A 19135-nucleotide genomic window follows, 5' to 3' on the forward strand; every position below is an offset into this window, starting at 1 on the left:
AATATTAAATGGGTTATTCCTTTATTAAAGACTCAATTAATGACATTGGTAAGCTTAATTTTTCCTTATTATCTTGAAATTCATTAACTTCTTCTGCATTTCTAGCATCTTTAATTTCATTTATTTCTTTATGAATTCTCTCCATTTTCCTGTCCAGTTCAGCTGCTGAATCTGCCGCATCCTTTAAGTCCTTTAGCAATCTACCTGGAACGTCTTTATTATATTTATAAAAAATTTTATGTTCTAGACTTGCCCAAAAATCCATGGCAATCGTACGAATTTGTACTTCTACGCATACTCTTTCTTCTCGATCCGACATATATACAGGGATTTCAACAATGACATGTAGACTTTGATATCCGTTAGGTTTAGGTTTTGCTATATAATCTTTTACTTCTTTTATTTGAATGTCTTTCTGAAACGTCAGCATATCATATAAACGATAAATATCACTTATAAACGGACAAGAGATTCGTATACCAGCTATATCGTTAATATTTTCTTTTATAGACTGGAAAGATAACTCGTGATTTTTACGATATACTTTTTTAACGATACTTTCTGGTGTTTTAATTCGAGACGAAACATGTTCAATGGGACTATATTCATGAATAAATTCAAACTCTTTCTTTAGAATGTCAATTTTCGTATTCATTTCATCTAATGCAAACTCATATGCCATAATAAATCGTGTAATTTCGTTTTTAAATTGCTTCAACTGCTTCATGTTAACGTTTTTTGTTAATTCCATATGTAAAACTCCTTAGAAATTTATTATACTCATCTACTATTTACGTTTTTTCTAGCAAAAAGGTTCACTTATTTATAGAAAAACATAATGTTATAAGGAAATTCAATAATAATTTGGTACCAGGATTATGAAATTATTTAAATTTTTAGTGCTTTAGCGCTTATTAGGAATGAGCGATGCCTACAAGTCTCCAGTAGGAAATATAGTAGAGGGGGCAGGCAGCAGTAAATGTAATTTAAACCAACAAAAGTTAGAATTACTAGGTAGTTTGACTACAATACCACTGATTCACGTATTTTGAGCTAGAAAACTCAAATTGGTTTCATATTTTATAAACAATGGTACTTACATATATAATAATCGTTTTTTGTTTCAGTAATATGAACACAAATGAAAGATTTCATGACAATTTTAAATCTGATATTTTAGTCATAAATGGAGGTTAACATGCCCAACATCTCAAAAGGACTAATCATTATAGTAGGTATTACCCTTATCGTTATCCTGTTCATTTATATGGCATTTTATTTCTTACAAGATAGGATTCTTTTTTTTCCCCAAGGAATAACGGATGGCCGGACATCAGAAATTCAAACAGAATATTCAAATGTAGAAGAAGTCACACTTCGTGTAGATGATGAGATTTCGTTACACGGTTGGTACATTAAAAACGAAAAAGAACCCTCTTCTCCCCTACTCATTTACTTTGGAGGGAATGCAGAAGAAGTTTCTCATTTAATGGATTCCGTAACAAATATCAGTACTCATTCTGTCGTCTTGATTAATTATCGAGGGTATGGAAAAAGTACTGGATCTCCTGGGGAAGCAGCTATGTTTTCAGATGCTTTAGCTATATACGACTATATGGCTGAAAAAACAGAAATCAATAAGGAAAGGATCTCTGTTATGGGTAGAAGCATGGGTACGGGTGTTGCAGTTTATTTAGCGGCAGAGAGAGAGATAGATCACGTAATTTTAGTTTCTCCATATGATAGCTTAGTAAATGTTGCAAGAGACCGTTATCCTTTCGTTCCAGTAAGCCTTTTATTGAAGCATCGTTTTGAGAATATTGATCGTGCTCCACAAATTGAATCTCCCCTTCTAATGTACATCGCATCTGAAGATACCTTAATTCCACCTGCTCATTCTGAACGCCTTGCTGAGCATTGGAAAGGTAACAACGAAGTGATTTACTTTGAAGGATATGATCATAATAATATACAAACAAGTAATCGATATTGGGATGGAATAATGGAGTTTTTAGAATAGTAACGGTGATATGGAGGTCTTTTATGAGATATTACACGAAATTCTTTCATCACATTTAACATCTTTGTGGAAAAATAATATTATGTGGTATCTTGTCTTTTCCTGCGCTTTCCCGGAAAATAAAATATAATGGATAAGAACGATGTGATATTATACATATTCAGTTTTACACAAGAAAGGGCGAATTGCTTTTGAAATATAAAATGATTGTACTTGATATGGATGACACACTATTGCTTGGTGATAATACGATTGGCTCTCATACAAAAAATGCGTTAATGAAGGCTCAAGAAATGGGAGTGAAAGTTGTTCTTGCATCAGGAAGGCCTGTGAAAGGAATGAAAAAATATGCAGAGGAATTACAACTAGATCATTTTGGAAGTTATATCATGTCCTATAATGGAGCGAAAATTATAAATTGTCGTACGAAAGAAGAGTTATTCAGCAGCATGTTACAACCTAAAACTGTTCACCATTTATACGAGCTAAGTAAACGTGAAAACGTTTGGCTTCACACATTTATTGATGATCGAATAATTACGGAAGAAAATAATAAATATACTTCTATTGAAAGTGAACTAAATAATTTACCGATTGAAGAAGTTAATAACTTGGTGGAAACAATAACAATACCAGTTGTAAAAGTTCTTATGTGTGAACATCCGGATAAATTAGTCGTTGTGGAAGAAAAATTGAAAAAAGAATTAGGAGATGAACTCTCCATTTTCCGTTCTAAACCTTACTTTCTTGAGTTTATTGAGCATGGAGTAACAAAGGGTTCAAGCCTAGCAAAGTTGTTAAAAGAAACAGGCATGTCGCCTCAGGAAGTCATTGCAGTTGGTGACAGCTATAATGATGCTACAATGATTGAACTTGCAGGCTTAGGGGTAGCTATGGGAAATGCTCCAGATGACATCAAACAGAAAGCAGATTATGTAACAGATACATTTGAAAATGAAGGGGTTGCCACGGTGATAGAGGAATTTCTCTTGAAAAAATAGTGAACGAGACATACAGAATTGGAAATCGTTATATAACTCTAAATTTGTATAGAGTGGTGCGATAATCCCTTTCTATTTGTATTCGTTTATTTTCGGATTACTGTAAAATCCTGTATACATATAGATAAGGCTGAGACAAAAGTGTTTCCATCCCTGAGAATTCTGAACAAAATGATACTTGCGTATAGTAAGTATTCACCACGGAAATATACTTCGCGGTCCGCGGGCGGCTGGTGAGCCGCCGAGTGCTTAAGCGCTCATGGGGTCTCACCCTTGCCTTTGATCCCGCCGGAGTCTTCGTATATTTCCTCCGCTAAGGTTACCTATCGTTCGTATTTTCATATTTACACTTTCGTTATGTTCCAGCCTCAAAAAGCTCAATTTAAGTCTTATCTAATACTTCGTGACAATGGCGGCACCGTGGTTCATACGATTCAGATGATCCTACCAGTATGATTGGATCATCATAGGTAACAGGTTGCCCCTTTATCAATCTTTGAGTTCTAGTAGCTGCTGAACCACAAGAAATACAAGTTGCTTGTAGCTTGTCTACCTTCTCCGCTATTGCCATTAGTAAAGGAATACAGCCAAATGGTTCTCCTCGGAAGTCTTGGTCAAGTCCTGCTACGATAACACGAATTCCTTTGTTTGCTACATGTTGAACAACATTAATAATATCGTTATCAAAAAATTGAACTTCATCAATAGCAACAACATCGACGTCTTTCTCTATTCGAATTAACATCGAACTTGCAAATTGCACTGGTTCAGCAAGTATTTTTGTACCATTATGGGAAACAACATCTGTTTCGCTATATCGTTGATCAAGCATAGGCTTAAAAACTTGAACTTTCAGTTTCTTATCATGCGCACCTTTTACACGACGGATTAATTCTTCTGATTTACCAGAAAACATACATCCACATAAAACTTCTATCCAACCATTTTTTATGGACCCACTCATGTATTGATTCACCTATTCCTTTCCTAATAAATATTTATATTCCATACCGAACACTTACTTAGGGGAAAATATTCTTATCCTTTGTTGCATATAATTAAGAAAATCTCAAGTAAAAAAGACACCATATCCTGTAGGTGAGCGATTTCGTGCCGATATTCTTTTTTCTAGTTCCATTCCATGCAAATGTTCTGATGATTAAAAATTCCACTCTTCACTTTTAAATCCACTCCACTTTTGACACTTTCCGGTAGCACGTGAACCTATAACTCGATAATAAACTTATACTCTTTATTACTTAAAAATTAAGATTTAAAATAAGAGGTGTTTCATGAAAATCCTATATATCTCTTCAGGTTATGGTCAAATCTATCAATCTTTTGACTTATCCATTACTAAAGCATTAAAACAATCAGGTAATGAAGTAAAACCTATTTCTCCTTTTGAAACAGATAGGATAATTAAAATAATAGATTCTTTCCAACCTGACGTTGCACTCATTTTAATTGGATTTAAATTACCTATACAGATAGTGCAGTTGTTGAGAAGCAAAGGGGTAATATTGGTGGTGTGGATGACGGAGGATCCATACTTTATCGATCATAGTCTAAAGCTTATACATCATTATGACTACGTTTTTTCAATTGATCTAGCTGCGTTACACGTGTATAAAGAAGCGGGACATAACCATGCATATCATTTACCTCTTGGAACGGACACGGATATCTTTTATCCAACTCCTTGTATAAAAGATTTTGAGTCTGATCTTTGCCTTGTTGGCTATCCGTATCCAAACCGATTAAGAATGATAAAACTACTTCTAAAAGAAACTGATTATTCTATTCATCTTGTAGGCAGTCAATGGAAAAAACAATTTTTCAAGACACAACATCCAAAGTTATCAATTCATCCTCACTGGATTACTCCCCAAAACGTTAATTTTATTTATAATAGTGCTAAAATTAATCTCAACACGCACCGTCCTTTCAATTTAAAACAAAATAAAAACAAAAAGGGGATCATGCCACTCAGTATTAACAACCGAACCTTTGATATTGCTAGCTGTCGTTCATTTCAATTAATAGAATGTAAAGAAGATTTATCACAGCATTTTAATATTGGAAAGGAGATAATTTGCTTTACCTCCATGAATGATCTTGTTGATAAGATTAATTATTATATAACTCATGAAAACAAACGTGAAGATATTGCAAAGGAAGGGCAAAATAAGGTTAAGTCACAACACACTTTTTTGCACAGAATGAATGAAATGATTGATACTATTTGTTTATAAATAGACCATTCTATAGAGGGAGGGTGCCCATATTCCGCATATTATCTGTCCACGTTCTGTGGGAACGGTGTAATGGCGACCGCCTGTCTCCCATCCAAATGCAAATGTTCGGGGCTTACTACTAAATGATTATTCCGGTTGCCATCTACGAAGTAAAATGTTTATTTACTTTTAAATCAAATAGGCTAATTGTCACGAGGTGATTGGTGCCTAGAGCTAGACAACGATTAGGAAATTTATACTTGCTTTAAAAAAAGCGCTGCGATTCTTTTTCACTAAAAAAGTCCATGTGTTATAGGGTAACAAAGTAATGTCCATTCCACATGCTGTCTCAGTGCGACAATTACTTAGATTTATTTGATTTAGATATTTTTGTTTCGAAGAAGATGCGGTTGGATAAACAATTAGATGAATTGCGATAAGAATTAGTTGTTATTTTTAAACTTTCCATTTGAATATGAGAATCATAGAATTTTATTTTTAATGTAAGGTAGACATTTTTTACGGAAATTCATCCCCCACTTACTGTTGGGCTACGCCCTTTACATCATTAAGTGGAGGATGAATTGTCGAAAGTAGATGAAATGGGAAGGCTACGAAGATAGCTTAGAGTCGACTTGTGCTAATATGGCTTCTTTATACAGCGGAATCATTTCGCTACTGTTCTCATCTTCCGTAAAAATCCTATTATCATATGCAAAGCACATCAAAAGTATTGATTAAATATTTCGAAATCTTATAATATTTAGATCTCTATTGTTTGCTTGAACATTAGTAATATTGGTTGCTGTAGTTAGTACTACTCGGACTTCATATGTGGTGGTTGGCGAAGGTGCTGGTGGAACAGATACAAAAGTATCAGCAAGTGGAAATCTTTGTGTTGCTACACTTGCACCACCTTGAGCTTGCCTTGACACTATTCTGGAATGAATTTGAGTTCCATCCCTATAAAGTCTAACTTCAAATTCAATATTATAATTATTCTGTGCTTGAGCATTAACATTAATTGCTTCATCAACTTTTAATAAGTCCCCTACTATTACAGGGACTGTTACAGAATTAACTGTAACTTCAACTCCAAGTGGTAAACTAATACTACCAGGAACTTGATCAAAAAACAGGTCAGTAGTCTGCGTTACTGGTCCTTGATCCCCTTGAGGCCCTTGTTCTCCTTGAGGTCCATCGTCCCCTTGAGGCCCTTGTTCTCCTTCAGGTCCTTGATCCCCTTGAGGTCCTTCGTCTCCTTCAGGACCTTGCTCTCCTTGAGGCCCTTGATCCCCTTGAGGTCCTTCATCTCCTTGCGGCCCAACGTCACCTTGTGGGCCCTGATCTCCTATTGGTCCTTGCTCTCCTTGAGGCCCTTGCTCTCCTTGAGGCCCATCGTTCCCTTGAGGCCCTTGTTCTCCTTCAGGTCCTTGATCCCCTTGAGGTCCTTGTTCTCCTTCAGGCCCATCGTCACCTTGAGGCCCCTGATCTCCTATTGGTCCTTGCTCTCCTTGAGGCCCTTGATCCCCTTGAGGTCCTTCATCTCCTTGCGGCCCATCGTCACCTTGTGGCCCCTGATCTCCTATTGGTCCTTGCTCTCCTTGAGGCCCTTGATCCCCTTGAGGTCCTTCATCTCCTTGCGGCCCATCGTCACCTTGTGGCCCATCGTTCCCTTGAGGCCCTTGTTCTCCTTCAGGTCCTTGATCCCCTTGAGGTCCTTGTTCTCCTTCAGGCCCTTGTTCTCCTTGAGGCCCATCGTTCCCTTGAGGCCCTTGTTCTCCTTCAGGTCCTTGATCCCCTTGAGGTCCTTGTTCTCCTTGAGGCCCCTGATCCCCTTGAGGCCCTTGCTCTCCTTGAAGCCCTTGCTCGCCTTGAGGACCTTGCTCGCCTTGAGGCCCATCGTCCCCTTGAGACCCTTGCTCGCCTTGAGGCCCATCGTCCCCTTGAGGTCCTTGATCTCCTTCAGGTCCTTGATCCCCTTGAGGTCCTTGTTCTCCTTCAGGCCCTTGATCCCCTTGAGGTCCTTCATCTCCTTGCGGCCCATCGTCACCTTGTGGGCCCTGATCTCCTATTGGTCCTTGCTCTCCTTGAGGCCCATCGTTCCCTTGAGGCCCTTGTTCTCCTTCAGGTCCTTGATCCCCTTGAGGTCCTTGTTCTCCTTGAGGCCCATCGTCCCCTTGAGACCCTTGCTCTCCTTGAGGCCCTTGCTCGCCTTGAGGCCCTTGCTCTCCTTGAGGCCCTTGCTCTCCTTGAGGCCCATCGTTCCCTTGAGGCCCTTGTTCTCCTTCAGGTCCTTGATCCCCTTGAGGTCCTTGTTCTCCTTCAGGCCCTTGATCCCCTTGAGGTCCTTCGTCTCCTTCAGGACCTTGCTCTCCTTGAGGCCCTTGATCCCCTTGAGGCCCATCGTTCCCTTGAGGCCCTTGTTCTCCTTGAGGCCCTTGATCTCCTTGAGACCCTTGATCTCCTTGAGGCCCTTGATCCCCTTGAGGTCCTTCGTCTCCTTCAGGTCCTTGATCCCCTTCAGGCCCCTGATCCCCTTGAGGACCTTGATCTCCTACTGGACCTTGTTCTCCTTGAGGTCCTTGCTCACCTTCTAGACCTTCTTCATATAATTCTGAGTAAACAAGTCGATGCGGAACCGTTAAAGCACCAGATATTGATTTTCCCCATACCGAAATTTCAATTTCTTCTTGTGCAGCACCACTTATTGTAAAGTTATATTCAAAGGCATTTACATTTGAAAAGTAATCTCTTGTAATCACTTGATTAGCTGCAATAGAAAATGTTTCATTCACATATAGAACTCGAGCACCATTTAAAATATATCCCTGAATAGTTACAACTGAAGAATCTACTTCACTATCATTAGTTATCTTGATTGTAACAAGACGAGAAGGTCTAACACCGTTTACTGGATTATTTTCTATTGGACCAGTAGATAAATTTCTCACATGCTTTCTTCCTTTCTAATACTCTAATAATTGATCTTAAATAACTCATAATAGTATCTTGTTATGTTGATAACAGTAACCCTTTTTCTCTACTAATACGTGAACTGTTACTACTCCCTACGTTATTCAAAAAGAATTAAAAATAATTCTAGATCCTCCGATACATGGCCGTGTATTATAACTAGTTGACTTGCAGCATTTTTTGGCTAATCAAAAAATGAGAGTTTATATTCATCGGTTCCTTTTGTTGTATTCTCAAATGCATATGCAGTAATGTTGGCTGGGCAAGTCTCTGTTATTGGATGATTAGTACTCACTGCAACAAATTGATTAACATATAAACTCTTTAACTATTTAATATATACCAATGGATTAGTACATTAGTTGAATTGACAGAGTCTTAATTTATGGTTTTTACATTTACTTGCTGAGTTGGCATATTTCCACTAACAGGGTTGTTTTTAATTAGTCCAAAATAATAGAGAAACGCAATAGTTTTACTTCTTTCTTCTTTTTGTTAGATAGAGTGTCTTACGCTCAATATCTTTTATCTTATTCCTCAAATCATATTTTGATTGAGTGGATGCCCTATGTACTAGTCTTTTTTATTTGGAAATTGCTTTATTTTATACAAAAATAATAAAACAACCTTGATTATGAGATCGTTATTTGTGTAGGTATAGATCTTTGTTTTACAAGGAGTATAAATTGGTTGGGTTGATACAACAATATAGCCTTAGAGAAAACTATTGATGCAGTTATCGGAGGATTAATCGATTCCGTGTTCATCCTGAGTTAAAGGTGATGTTTTGTCTCTTTATTGAGGGAACAAAGATTGAAAGAATGCCAATAAGGTTGTTTTATGAGATCTTATAAAGTATATGTTTTCGAGGATTGTACAGGATGTCCATTCCGATTTCAATGTACCAAAGCGAAAAATGGAAATAATGAAAAAATACAATTTAACAACTTCAAATTTTTGAAGGCTAATTTTTGGATCACTCGTATGGAGGTGAGAGGAAAGAGATTGTAACAACTGAATTAGACTTTGGATTATGGTGTTGATCTTGTACACCGCTAGAACGTGTCAGTCAACTATAGATAATGGAACTAATCAATAAAAAAGGTTCCAAACATCCGTTTATGATGTTCGGAACCTTTTTTATTTTGGGCTATTTGTGTTCCAACTTCTTTATTTTTACCATTCTTCAGTTACACGTAACACTGCAGATACGTTAGAGGTTCCAGAGAAAGTTCCAACTACTAAAGACACACTCTCCTCATCAGGCAATTCAAAGTCCAATAAATTTGCAACTGCCAAATCTCTATTTGCAGCTCCTGGAACACCTGAAGCAACCCCTTGAAAAACAACATCTCCACCTGTAATGGTTCCAGCAGTATTGTTTACGAGTAAAGCAGTTTCATTATCTGGAATGTCTGTTGTCGGTGTTGGAAAGTTAGTAAATGCTGTATTTACGGTTCCTCCTACAATAATTTGAAAATAGATATCTGATGCTGTAACAATATCTACACCTTCTAACGTCACACTTACGGAGTTCGGTCTCGCAGAACCTGTTGGAAATATAGCCTTCCTCTGAAATGATATAACTGGTACACCAGCTTCACCTACTAAAACAGTTCGCCTTTCTGAAGTGATTCTAAATTCAGGATTAAATTTACCAAGAATACTATATTGTCTTCCTCCTACAAATAGATTTCGAAGACCTTCCGTAGTACCATTATTTTCAATCTGTGCTCGTAGTGGTAAATTTGGATCTGTTAAACTTGTTTCATCTATTGGACGGAATCGGTGCACGGTCACAACTTCTTGTGCTAGTGTAGATGGATTTTGCACGACAACGTTAAACTCAATGACACCGTACCCATACCAAGTAAAATTTATATGAAAGATGTTACCTAATGCTAAGTTTAAGGTTAATCCACTCGTTCCTGTACCATCCAATTGATCTACATTCCAAGCCGATTGAGGGATGATTGTATCTGCACCCGCTCTTCTAATTGCAACAAATATTCCATCAGCTACACTTTGACCAAAGAAGGCTCCGTTCTCGTCATCTACCATACCCCAACGGAATACTTGGTTATTTGTAGGGGGAAGCGGTATTCGAACTCCAATACCAGCTTGACCTGCATATCCTGGCATATATCTGCCTCTTTCCACACTATCTAGTGTGGCACTATCTGTATCGGCAGTCGTTGTCTCTACTTGATATTCTACTGTTGTATTCGTTACCGTTCCAGCCCCTGTTGTTTCAACTAAGTCTCGTAAATTTGATAGACCGTATACCGAAGTCAATTCAATGACGGGAGTTCTTCTTGAGACCATAAGTTCATTGAATTGAGAACTAACATTAGGTCCGACATTATTAATTGAAACCATAAAAATCCTCCTTTCGTTCAAAATAGCATCTATTCTTTACCATTCTTCATTTACTCTGAATACTGCTGATACATCTGTTGATCCGGAGATTGTTCCGATTACTAATGACACTGGTTCAAGATCTGGAAGTTCAAAGCTTAATAGACTTGCTGTCGCTAACTCTCTGTTATTCCCTTGGGCTCCTGCTCCGACACCTTGGTAGACGACTTGACCGCCTGTTATCGTTGAAGCAGTATTGTTTACAAGTAAAGCTGTTTCATTATTAGGAATGTCAGTGTTCGTAGAAGGGAATTCTGTGAATGCGGTATTTAATGTTCCTCCCACTATTACTTGGAAATAGATATCTTCACCCGCAACAATATCTAAACCTTCTAACGTCACACTTACAGAGTTCGGTCTCGCAGAACCTGTTGGAAATATAGCCTTCCTCTGAAATGATATAACTGGTAGGCCTGCCGTTCCTACTGTAGCATTTCTCCTTTCTGAAGTGATTCTAAATTCAGGGTTAAATTTTCCTAGAATACTATACTGTCTTCCTCCTACAAATAGATCTCGAGGACCTTCCGTAGTACCATTATTTTCAATTTGAGCTCTTAGTGGTAAATTAGGATCTGCTAAACTTGTTTCATCTGTTGGACGGAATCGGTGCACGGTCACAACTTCTTGTGCTAGTGTAGATGGATTTTGCACGACAACGTTAAACTCAATGACACCGTACCCATACCAAGTAAAGTTTATTTGGAAGATGTTACCTAAAGCTAAATTTAGGGTTAATCCACTCGGTCCTGTACCATCCAATTGATCTACATTCCAGGCCGATTGAGGGATGAATGTATCTACACCCGCTCTTCTAATTGCAACAAATATTCCATCAGCTACACTTTGACCAAAGAAGGCTCCGTTCTCGTCATCTACCATACCCCAACGGAATACTTGGTTATTTGTAGGGGGAAGCGGTATTCGAACTCCAATACCAGCTTGACCTGCATATCCTGGCATATATCTGCCTCTTTCCACACTATCTAGTGTGGCACTATCTGTATCGGCAGTCGTTGTCTCTACTTGATATTCTACTGTTGTATTCGTTACCGTTCCAGCCCCTGTTGTTTGAACTATGTCTCGTAAATCTGATAGACCGTATACAGAGGTTAATTCAACAATTGGTGTCCTTTCTGCGGTATTCAATTCATCGAATTGGGAGTTAACTTCTGGACCAATACTTTCAATTATAACCTCATCGTTAATTGCTCCTTGTTCTCCTTGTGGTCCTTGATCTCCTTGAGGTCCTTGGTCCCCTTCAGGTCCTTGATCCCCTTGTGGCCCTTGTTCTCCTTCGGGGCCTTGTTCACCTTCAGGCCCTTGATCTCCTTCAGGTCCTTGATCTCCTTGAGGTCCTTGATCTCCTACTGGCCCTTGGTCCCCTTGAGGTCCTTGATCTCCTTGAGGTCCTTGATCCCCTTGAGGTCCTTGATCTCCTTCAGGCCCTTGTTCTCCTTGAGTTCCTTGAGGTCCATCGTTCCCTTGAGGTCCTTGTTCTCCTTGAGGCCCTTGTTCTCCTACTGGCCCTTGGTCCCCTTGAGGCCCTTGTTCTCCTTCTGGGCCTTGCTCTCCTTGAGTCCCTTGATCTCCTACTGGCCCTTGTTCTCCTTGAGGCCCTTCGTCCCCTTGAGGTCCTTGATCTCCTACTGGTCCTTGGTTCCCATCAGGTCCTTGATCTCCTTGAGGTCCTTGATCCCCTTCAGGTCCTTGATCCCCTTCAGGTCCTTGATCTCCTTGAGGTCCTTGATCCCCTTGAGTTCCTTGATCTCCTTCAGGCCCTTGTTCTCCTTGAGTTCCTTGAGGTCCATCGTTCCCTTGAGGTCCTTGTTCTCCTTGAGTCCCTTGATCTCCTACTGGCCCTTGGTCCCCTTGAGGTCCATCGTTCCCTTCAGGTCCTTGATCTCCTACTGGTCCTTGGTCCCCTTCAGGTCCTTGATCTCCTTGAGGTCCTTGATCCCCTTCAGGTCCTTGATCCCCTTCAGGTCCTTGATCCCCTTGAGTTCCTTGAGGTCCATCGTTCCCTTGAGGTCCTTGATCCCCTTGAGGTCCTTGATCCCCTTGAGGCCCTTGTTCTCCTACTGGGCCTTGTTCTCCTTGAGTTCCTTGAGGTCCATCGTTCCCTTGAGGTCCTTGTTCTCCTTGAGGCCCGTCGTTCCCTTGAGGTCCTTGATCTCCAACGCTTGCTCCTAACAGTTCCTCTGATACAAGACGGTGAGCAGTAACTAATTTCCCTGAAGGAGTTTTTCCCCAAACAGAGACTTCCGTTACTTCCTCTGCATCTCCTCCTGTTGTAAAATCAAACTCGAATCCATTTGCATTTGCAAAATAGGTTCTTGTCGTTACCTCATTAGGTGCTAGTGAAAAAAGTTCACTTACATATTGAGTTCGTGAACCATTTAATACAAAGCCCCTAATGAAAACAGTTGAAAAATTAATTGAACTTTGATTTTCAATTTTTACTGTTACTTGGGCGCTAGCACGTACCGCACCCACTTGATTATTTTCAATGGGTCCAGTCGAAAAAAATGCCATTAAGAGTTTACCTCCTTTACACTATATTTTTTGAACTACTTCATAAAATGTTGATTATTTTCTATGAGAAATTAGATTAATTAAATTGCTAGAAAATAATATATAGGAGAATGAAAAAGTAAAAGTTGTATAGTGAATAAAATGGATTAAAATCGAAATTGTACTTAATCTTTCCAATGTTATCGTTAGTAACTAAAGTTTTTATCCTAATAAAGTAAAAAAAGTGTATTAAATGTCAAGTTCCTCTGAAACAAGTCGATGTGCAGCTATTAATTGACCTGCTGCATTTTTACCCCAAAACGAAACGATGGTATCCTCTTCAGCGTCACCACCCGTTGTAATAATGAATTCAAATCCATCTAAGTTAGCAAAATAGTTTTTTGTCATTACCTGATTTGGTCCTACAGCAAATACTTCTTGAACGTACAAACTTCTTGTACCATTTAGTGCATACCCTTGAATGAATATAGTAGATGTATTTGAGGAATCGTTATTTGAGATTTTAACAGTTACTTGTTGAGTTGGCCTAACACCGCTAACAGGATTATTTTCAATAGGTCCCGATGAATAAATGGACATTAATTACTCCCTCCCTCCTTAATTAGAAATCTTAAAAATTCACTATTACATATAGTAAATATAGTTGTATGACTATTTTAGAAAGAAATAAATTTGGTCTACAGAAATCTACTAATGTTTGAGTGTCGTTTATTTTTTGATATCGAGATAGATTACCAAACTCAGACTGATTAAATCTATTAATTTCCAATCAATTATCGATATCTTGTTCCCATCGTATTCAATCACAGAATTATTGATTGAGTATGTGCCCTGCGCAGTAGTCTTTTTCTACGGCCTGTTAATCGTCAATTGTTGCTTATGATTTGAGTGATACCTTCAAAAGAACAATATCTATTAAATATTTTTATGGATTGTGAGAAAGCTACATATTTGTCCAAACCAACAGTCTTTAAATGAATAGCATATTATTATTGTTTGTTCCTTCTTATCATGTTTTATGGATAAGTGTCTTCTGTTTTTTAACTATGATTTTTAAAAGGTGTGGATGGAAAATGAAAAAAGAGTCTTTGCATCTGAAGTATTTAGACTATCGTAATTTTTGTGAAGTAAAGGATTTTAAAGAGTATAAGAAGGGAAAATTACGTGAAAATAGCTTATATGTTGTTATACCTCCAGAAAAAAACAACTTAACTCTCCCGGTTTTTACTCCGCAAGAAAAAATACATCTGCCCAATTTCTGCTCAACGAATGAAATTTATTTAGCTAGTATAAAAGATGGCTTATGTTTAAAAAATCAGGTAATTATTTATGACAACAAATATATACTACCTGATAGTTTCAGGCATTATCAGTATATCTCTCCACATAAGGGGTTAAGGTTTAATGAAGTTTCGAATAAATTTACTACAAAAGAAAGAATCAGTGAAACGAATTACCAACCAGGGGATAGTATTTTTTTAAGTGGAGAAATTTCACAAGGATATGGCCATTTTTTATTAGAGGTAGTTTCAAGATTATGGATTACTCAATATATGGATATAAGCCGATATAAATTTATTATGAATCCTAATGATAATAAGCGGTGGCAGCTTGATATTTTAAAATCATTAGGAATCTCAAAAAAGCAAATTTTATTCTTAAACGAACCCATAAGGTGTGAAAGACTTCATATTCCTGTTCAAGCGTTTGTTTTAAGAAAGTATACATCATCGTATGCCTATAACATCTGGACAAAAATTGGTGAATATTATAATAGAAGTGTTGGTCCTAAAAAAATTTATGTATCGAGATCAAAGTTAAATAATAAAAGACGACAGTTAGTAAATGAAAAAGAAGTAGAAAAAATATTTGCTTCCTTTGGATTTCGAATTGTTCATCCGCAGGAATTGAGTGTAGGGCAGCAGATAAATCTTTTTAAGAATGCCAATATAATTGCTGGTCCTTCTGGGTCTGGTATGTACAATAGTGTATTTCAAAGAAAATCAAGAAGAAAACTAGTACTTACAACTAGGAACTTTGTAAAAATGAGTGATATTTTAATCAACACTTCTACAAGTGGCCAACTAAACTATTTTTTTGGAGAAACGATAGAGAATCATAAGTCTATCCATGAAGCAAAATGGAGAATAAATATTTATAAGTTGAGGAAATTTTTGAAGTGCTATTTGTAGTTAATCTGGTATATGAAAGGAGTGAGTGATGTGAAACAAAATATAATTATTTATGGTGCTTCCGATAAGGGAAAAGAAGCATATAAATTTCTAGTTAGGACGTATAATGTTGTTTATTTTTGTGCCTATGATGAAAGTAAGGCTGGGAGCTTTGTAAAGGGTATAAAGGTATTGTCCACAAACCAGCTCTTAAAATATAGAGACTATAAAGTGATTATTGTTTCTCCGAATTATGATGAAATAGTATATGAATTGTTTTCATCAGGTATTTACAATATCGAGGTTTTTGATAAGAAGTATTATATAGAAAATTGGAAAACTCTGAGAGAAGTAAAACAAGGACCCCAATTTTTAGGAATTGGTGCACAGAAATCTGGTACTACTTGGTTATATGAGAATCTCCGAATTCACCCTGAACTTTATTTACCAAATATCAAAGAATTACATTATTTTAATAAATCGATTTCCCGAAATATAAATTATTGGAAATTTTTTGAAGGTAACAATAGGTTAAAAGGGGAAATTACACCAGCATATGGTATTCTATCCTACGAAAGGATTAAATATATTAAAAAAATATTACCTAATCTTAAAATTATTTTACTCTTAAGAAATCCTATCGATAGGGCTTGGTCCCATACAATAATGCATTTCACTAAATTTGAAAAAAGAAGTATAAATGAAGTGAGTGAAAGAGAAATCATTAACTTCATGAGATCCTATGATTGTATCATGAGATCAAATTACCTTCATATAATTAATAATTGGAAGTCAGTATATCCTGAGTCCCAAATCTTTATAGGTATGTATGAAGATATTGAAAGAAATCCCCAAAAATTGCTAAATGATATTTTTAAATTTCTCGGTGTGAAACAACAATATGATTTTACCAATTTTCCTTACGACAAAATAATTTTCAATGGGGAGTATGCTGGAATACCTTCACAGTATAAAAAAGAATTACATGCTTTATATAGTTTATTTCTTGAACAACTTAATAATTGTGGTATTAGTTTTACGTAAAGTAATTATTCCTATTACATTTTACTACAATGGTAGCCTCACAGAGTAATAGTTGAATAGGGAATGGTGTCTTGTCGTTCTGAAAATAGATTGTAGACAATACACCGTTGCCTAAAGAGAGAGATACTTTTTCAAGAATAAATTTTATCTTAGTAAGGACAAATTACTCAAAAACTTATAAAAAACACGTAAATTACTTCCACTAAGGATACTACATACATAAGATAATTGTACGAGGTTGGAAACATTGATTTTCAATTTTTCTGTTACACAAATAGCGAACTTTTGATGAAGATAGTAGAATCAACTATTTTACTATTTATTCGTTAAATTTGGTAATTTGTCAATTGAAAGGAAGTTATGAGATGCCATTGACTAGTATTATTATCTTAACGTTAAATAATTTAGCTATAACGAGAAAATGTCTACACAGTATATACAAATATACAAAACAACCTTATGAAATTATTATAATAGATAATGGATCCGATAAAAGTATGATTAAATATTTAAAGAAATTACAAGATATAAAGCTAATATGTAACGAAGAGAATCGAGGGTTTTCTGGTGGATGTAATCAAGGTTTAAAGGTAGCTAAAGGAAAACAGATACTACTACTTAATAACGATACAGTGGTCTCACATAATTGGTTGAAAAACCTAAGTAGTGCACTATACTCAGACAAAACAGTTGGCATGGTAGGACCTGTATCCAATGCAGCACTTCCTCAACAACTATATCATGCTAATTATTCCAATTTTATTGAATATCATCGCTTTGCATCAATGCACAATATTCACAATCCAAATAGATGGAAGTCAGTGGCAGTATTAAGTGGATTCTGTCTACTGTTCAAGAAAGAAGTATTGAAAAAAATAGGAATACTTGACGAACGTTTTACTTTAGGAACATACGAGGATATAGACTTTTCTTATCGTGCTTTTCGTAGTGGGTATAAAATGATTGTTGCTGGCGACACCTATGTACATCATGATGGAAATACATCATTTAAATCCAATAATATAAATATGAAGGACATATCTCATATAAATGAAAAAAAGTTTATAAAAAAATGGGGAATTGAGAAGCCTGAGGAATTACTTTATATAAATATTTAATACAATGTGTTAAGGAGAATAACGATATGGATATAAATAGGGATAGAGCTATCTGTGTTTCTGGGATGCACAGAAGCGGAACGTCTGCTATTACAAGATCAATTAATCTTCTTGGAGTTGAAATTGGTGATACAAATACATTGATGAAACCTCATATTCATAACCCCAAAGGATATTGGGAACAGAAAAAAATAACTCAACTAAATGATCAGATTTTAGATCTTATAGGACTTGCTTGGGACTCGGAAGAATTCATTAAAGGTAGATGGTGGGAGTCTAAAAGGATCCTTCCATATAAAGACGAGTTGAAAAAGATGATAAGGAAAGACTATGGATCTTATAAACTTTGGTTATGGAAAGACCCTAGAACATGCTTGTTGATGCCATTATGGCAAGAGGTTCTGAATGAGTTAAATATTGATATAAATTATATTATTTGTATTAGGAACCCGTTAGATATATATAAATCTTTAAATAGTAGAGATGGTTTTTCTTTAGAAAAATCAATTCGCATATGGTTTGTATATACCTTGTCCATTTTATATTGGACTATCAATAGTAAAAGGTCTGTAGTACATTATGAAGATATACTGAATGCTCCACTAAGTACAATACAATCAATAGCTAAGGCATTAAACTTACCAAAAGTAGATATAAATAATGCGAGTATGTTGAATAATTTTATACAACAAAAATTGAGGCACCACCAATCAACATATGAAAATTTTATGAATCATCAAAGGGTACCAAAATCTGTAAAAGACTTATACTCTACCATTATTAGTGATAGAAACATAAATAGTAAAGAATATAATAGATACATTTCACAGCTTTATTTGTCTCAATGAAGATATATAGTTATGCTTGAATTTATTTTACTTAATAATGAAAGGCTGCGTTATTATGAAAAATAAAATATTTTGTATTGGATTTAATAAAACTGGTACAACGTCACTAAAAAAAGCCTTTGATAATTTGGGATTTAACGTTGGTAATCAACATTATGCGGAACTTTTAATGAATGAGTATTTGAGTGGAAATTTTGATGCGATAATCAAATACTGTAAATCAGCACAAGTATTTCAAGATTTCCCTTTCAGTGTACCTAATACTTACAAGTACCTTGATGATGCATATCCTGACAGTAAGTTTATTTTAACAATACGTGATAGCCCTGAACAATGGTACAATTCACTTGTAAGATATCACTCTATACTATTTGGAAATGGAAAAGTACCAACCAAAGAGAATTTAATGGATACTAGATATGTATTTCCAGGTTGGATGTGGAAATATAACAGAATTTTTTATGGGTTACCTGAGAATGATCCTTATAATAAAGGAATCTTAATGAATCATTATCAAAAGTATATAGAAGGAGTAAAACAATACTTTAAAGATCGTCCAAACGATATATTAATTATCAACCTATCTGAAAAAGAAGCATATAAAAAGTTTTGTTCTTTCCTCAATATAAGTTCCCCTTTTAATGAATTTCCTTGGGAAAATAAAACCAAAATATAAAGTTATAACGATTTCATAGGAACTTTCAAAGAACCATTGTCTACTAAAAAACTACGCTTAAGCCAAGGAATTTATGCTTTCATCCCTTTTTTTA

Annotated in this window: 14 protein-coding genes and 1 pseudogene; 9 read left to right on the plus strand and 6 right to left on the minus strand. The window is 36.2% G+C overall.

Features of this window, described 5'->3' with window-relative positions; all coding sequences use genetic code 11:
- Positions 1-13: 13 nt before the first annotated feature.
- The gene (locus ACERII_RS06375; protein WP_373640911.1) at positions 14-751 is read right to left on the minus strand and encodes a GTP pyrophosphokinase; all 738 of its coding nucleotides are present in this window, start codon (positions 749-751) and stop codon (positions 14-16) included.
- 447 nt (positions 752-1198) lie between these two features.
- On the opposite strand from ACERII_RS06375, the gene ACERII_RS06380 reads away from it, so the two are divergent.
- On the plus strand, positions 1199-2020 hold the full coding sequence (locus tag ACERII_RS06380) for an alpha/beta hydrolase (RefSeq protein WP_373640913.1): 822 nt from the start codon (positions 1199-1201) through the stop codon (positions 2018-2020).
- A gap of 191 nt (positions 2021-2211) precedes the next feature.
- On the plus strand, positions 2212-3021 hold the full coding sequence (locus tag ACERII_RS06385; protein ID WP_373640914.1) for a Cof-type HAD-IIB family hydrolase: 810 nt from the start codon (positions 2212-2214) through the stop codon (positions 3019-3021).
- 382 nt (positions 3022-3403) lie between these two features.
- On the opposite strand, the gene ACERII_RS06390 is transcribed toward ACERII_RS06385, so the two are convergent.
- A complete protein-coding gene (locus ACERII_RS06390; RefSeq protein ID WP_373640916.1) occupies positions 3404-3985 on the minus strand; it encodes a thymidine kinase in 582 nt (193 codons plus the stop codon).
- A 328-nt stretch (positions 3986-4313) separates the two neighbouring features.
- On the opposite strand from ACERII_RS06390, the gene ACERII_RS06395 reads away from it, so the two are divergent.
- Positions 4314-5276 carry a CgeB family protein gene (locus tag ACERII_RS06395; RefSeq protein ID WP_373640917.1) on the plus strand — a complete coding sequence of 321 codons (963 nt, stop codon included), beginning with the start codon at positions 4314-4316 and terminating at the stop codon, positions 5274-5276.
- A gap of 719 nt (positions 5277-5995) precedes the next feature.
- Here ACERII_RS06395 and ACERII_RS06400 read toward each other — a convergent pair.
- Positions 5996-8212, minus strand: coding sequence for a collagen-like domain-containing protein (locus ACERII_RS06400; RefSeq protein WP_373640919.1), 2217 nt, complete (start codon positions 8210-8212; stop codon positions 5996-5998).
- Between the two features lie 859 nt (positions 8213-9071).
- On the opposite strand from ACERII_RS06400, the pseudogene ACERII_RS06405 reads away from it, so the two are divergent.
- Positions 9072-9179: pseudogene (locus ACERII_RS06405) on the plus strand (transposase); the annotation flags it as partial.
- Between the two features lie 231 nt (positions 9180-9410).
- On the opposite strand, the gene ACERII_RS06410 reads toward ACERII_RS06405, so the two are convergent.
- The 3 genes from ACERII_RS06410 to ACERII_RS06420 all read right to left on the minus strand — a co-directional run bounded on the left by ACERII_RS06410 (position 9411) and on the right by ACERII_RS06420 (position 13763).
- Positions 9411-10613 carry a hypothetical protein gene (locus tag ACERII_RS06410; RefSeq protein WP_373640920.1) on the minus strand — a complete coding sequence of 401 codons (1203 nt, stop codon included), beginning with the start codon at positions 10611-10613 and terminating at the stop codon, positions 9411-9413.
- Between the two features lie 36 nt (positions 10614-10649).
- Positions 10650-13184: a collagen-like domain-containing protein gene (locus tag ACERII_RS06415; protein ID WP_373640922.1), complete on the minus strand. Its 2535-nt coding sequence runs from the start codon at positions 13182-13184 to the stop codon at positions 10650-10652.
- 228 nt (positions 13185-13412) lie between these two features.
- Positions 13413-13763, minus strand: coding sequence for a hypothetical protein (locus tag ACERII_RS06420; protein WP_373640924.1), 351 nt, complete (start codon positions 13761-13763; stop codon positions 13413-13415).
- Between the two features lie 494 nt (positions 13764-14257).
- Between ACERII_RS06420 and ACERII_RS06425 the strand changes: the two genes are divergently transcribed.
- From ACERII_RS06425 to ACERII_RS06445, 5 genes are all read left to right on the plus strand, one after another.
- Positions 14258-15376, plus strand: a complete 1119-nt coding sequence (locus tag ACERII_RS06425; protein WP_373640926.1) for a glycosyltransferase family 61 protein — start codon at positions 14258-14260, stop codon at positions 15374-15376.
- A gap of 30 nt (positions 15377-15406) precedes the next feature.
- Entirely contained in the window at positions 15407-16399 is a 993-nt protein-coding gene (locus ACERII_RS06430) for a sulfotransferase domain-containing protein (RefSeq protein ID WP_373640928.1), read from the plus strand.
- A 365-nt stretch (positions 16400-16764) separates the two neighbouring features.
- Positions 16765-17517, plus strand: coding sequence for a glycosyltransferase family 2 protein (locus tag ACERII_RS06435; protein ID WP_373640930.1), 753 nt, complete (start codon positions 16765-16767; stop codon positions 17515-17517).
- Positions 17518-17543: 26 nt separating this feature from the next.
- Complete coding sequence (locus ACERII_RS06440; RefSeq protein ID WP_373640931.1) at positions 17544-18365, plus strand: sulfotransferase family protein; 822 nt, start codon at positions 17544-17546, stop codon at positions 18363-18365.
- 55 nt (positions 18366-18420) lie between these two features.
- Positions 18421-19041 (plus strand): sulfotransferase, encoded by a 621-nt coding sequence (locus ACERII_RS06445; protein ID WP_373640933.1) that lies wholly within the window; start codon positions 18421-18423, stop codon positions 19039-19041.
- The last annotated feature ends 94 nt before the right edge of the window (positions 19042-19135 follow it).

Source organism: Evansella sp. AB-rgal1 (assembly GCF_041820985.1).
Lineage (GTDB): Bacteria > Bacillota > Bacilli > Bacillales > Salisediminibacteriaceae > Evansella.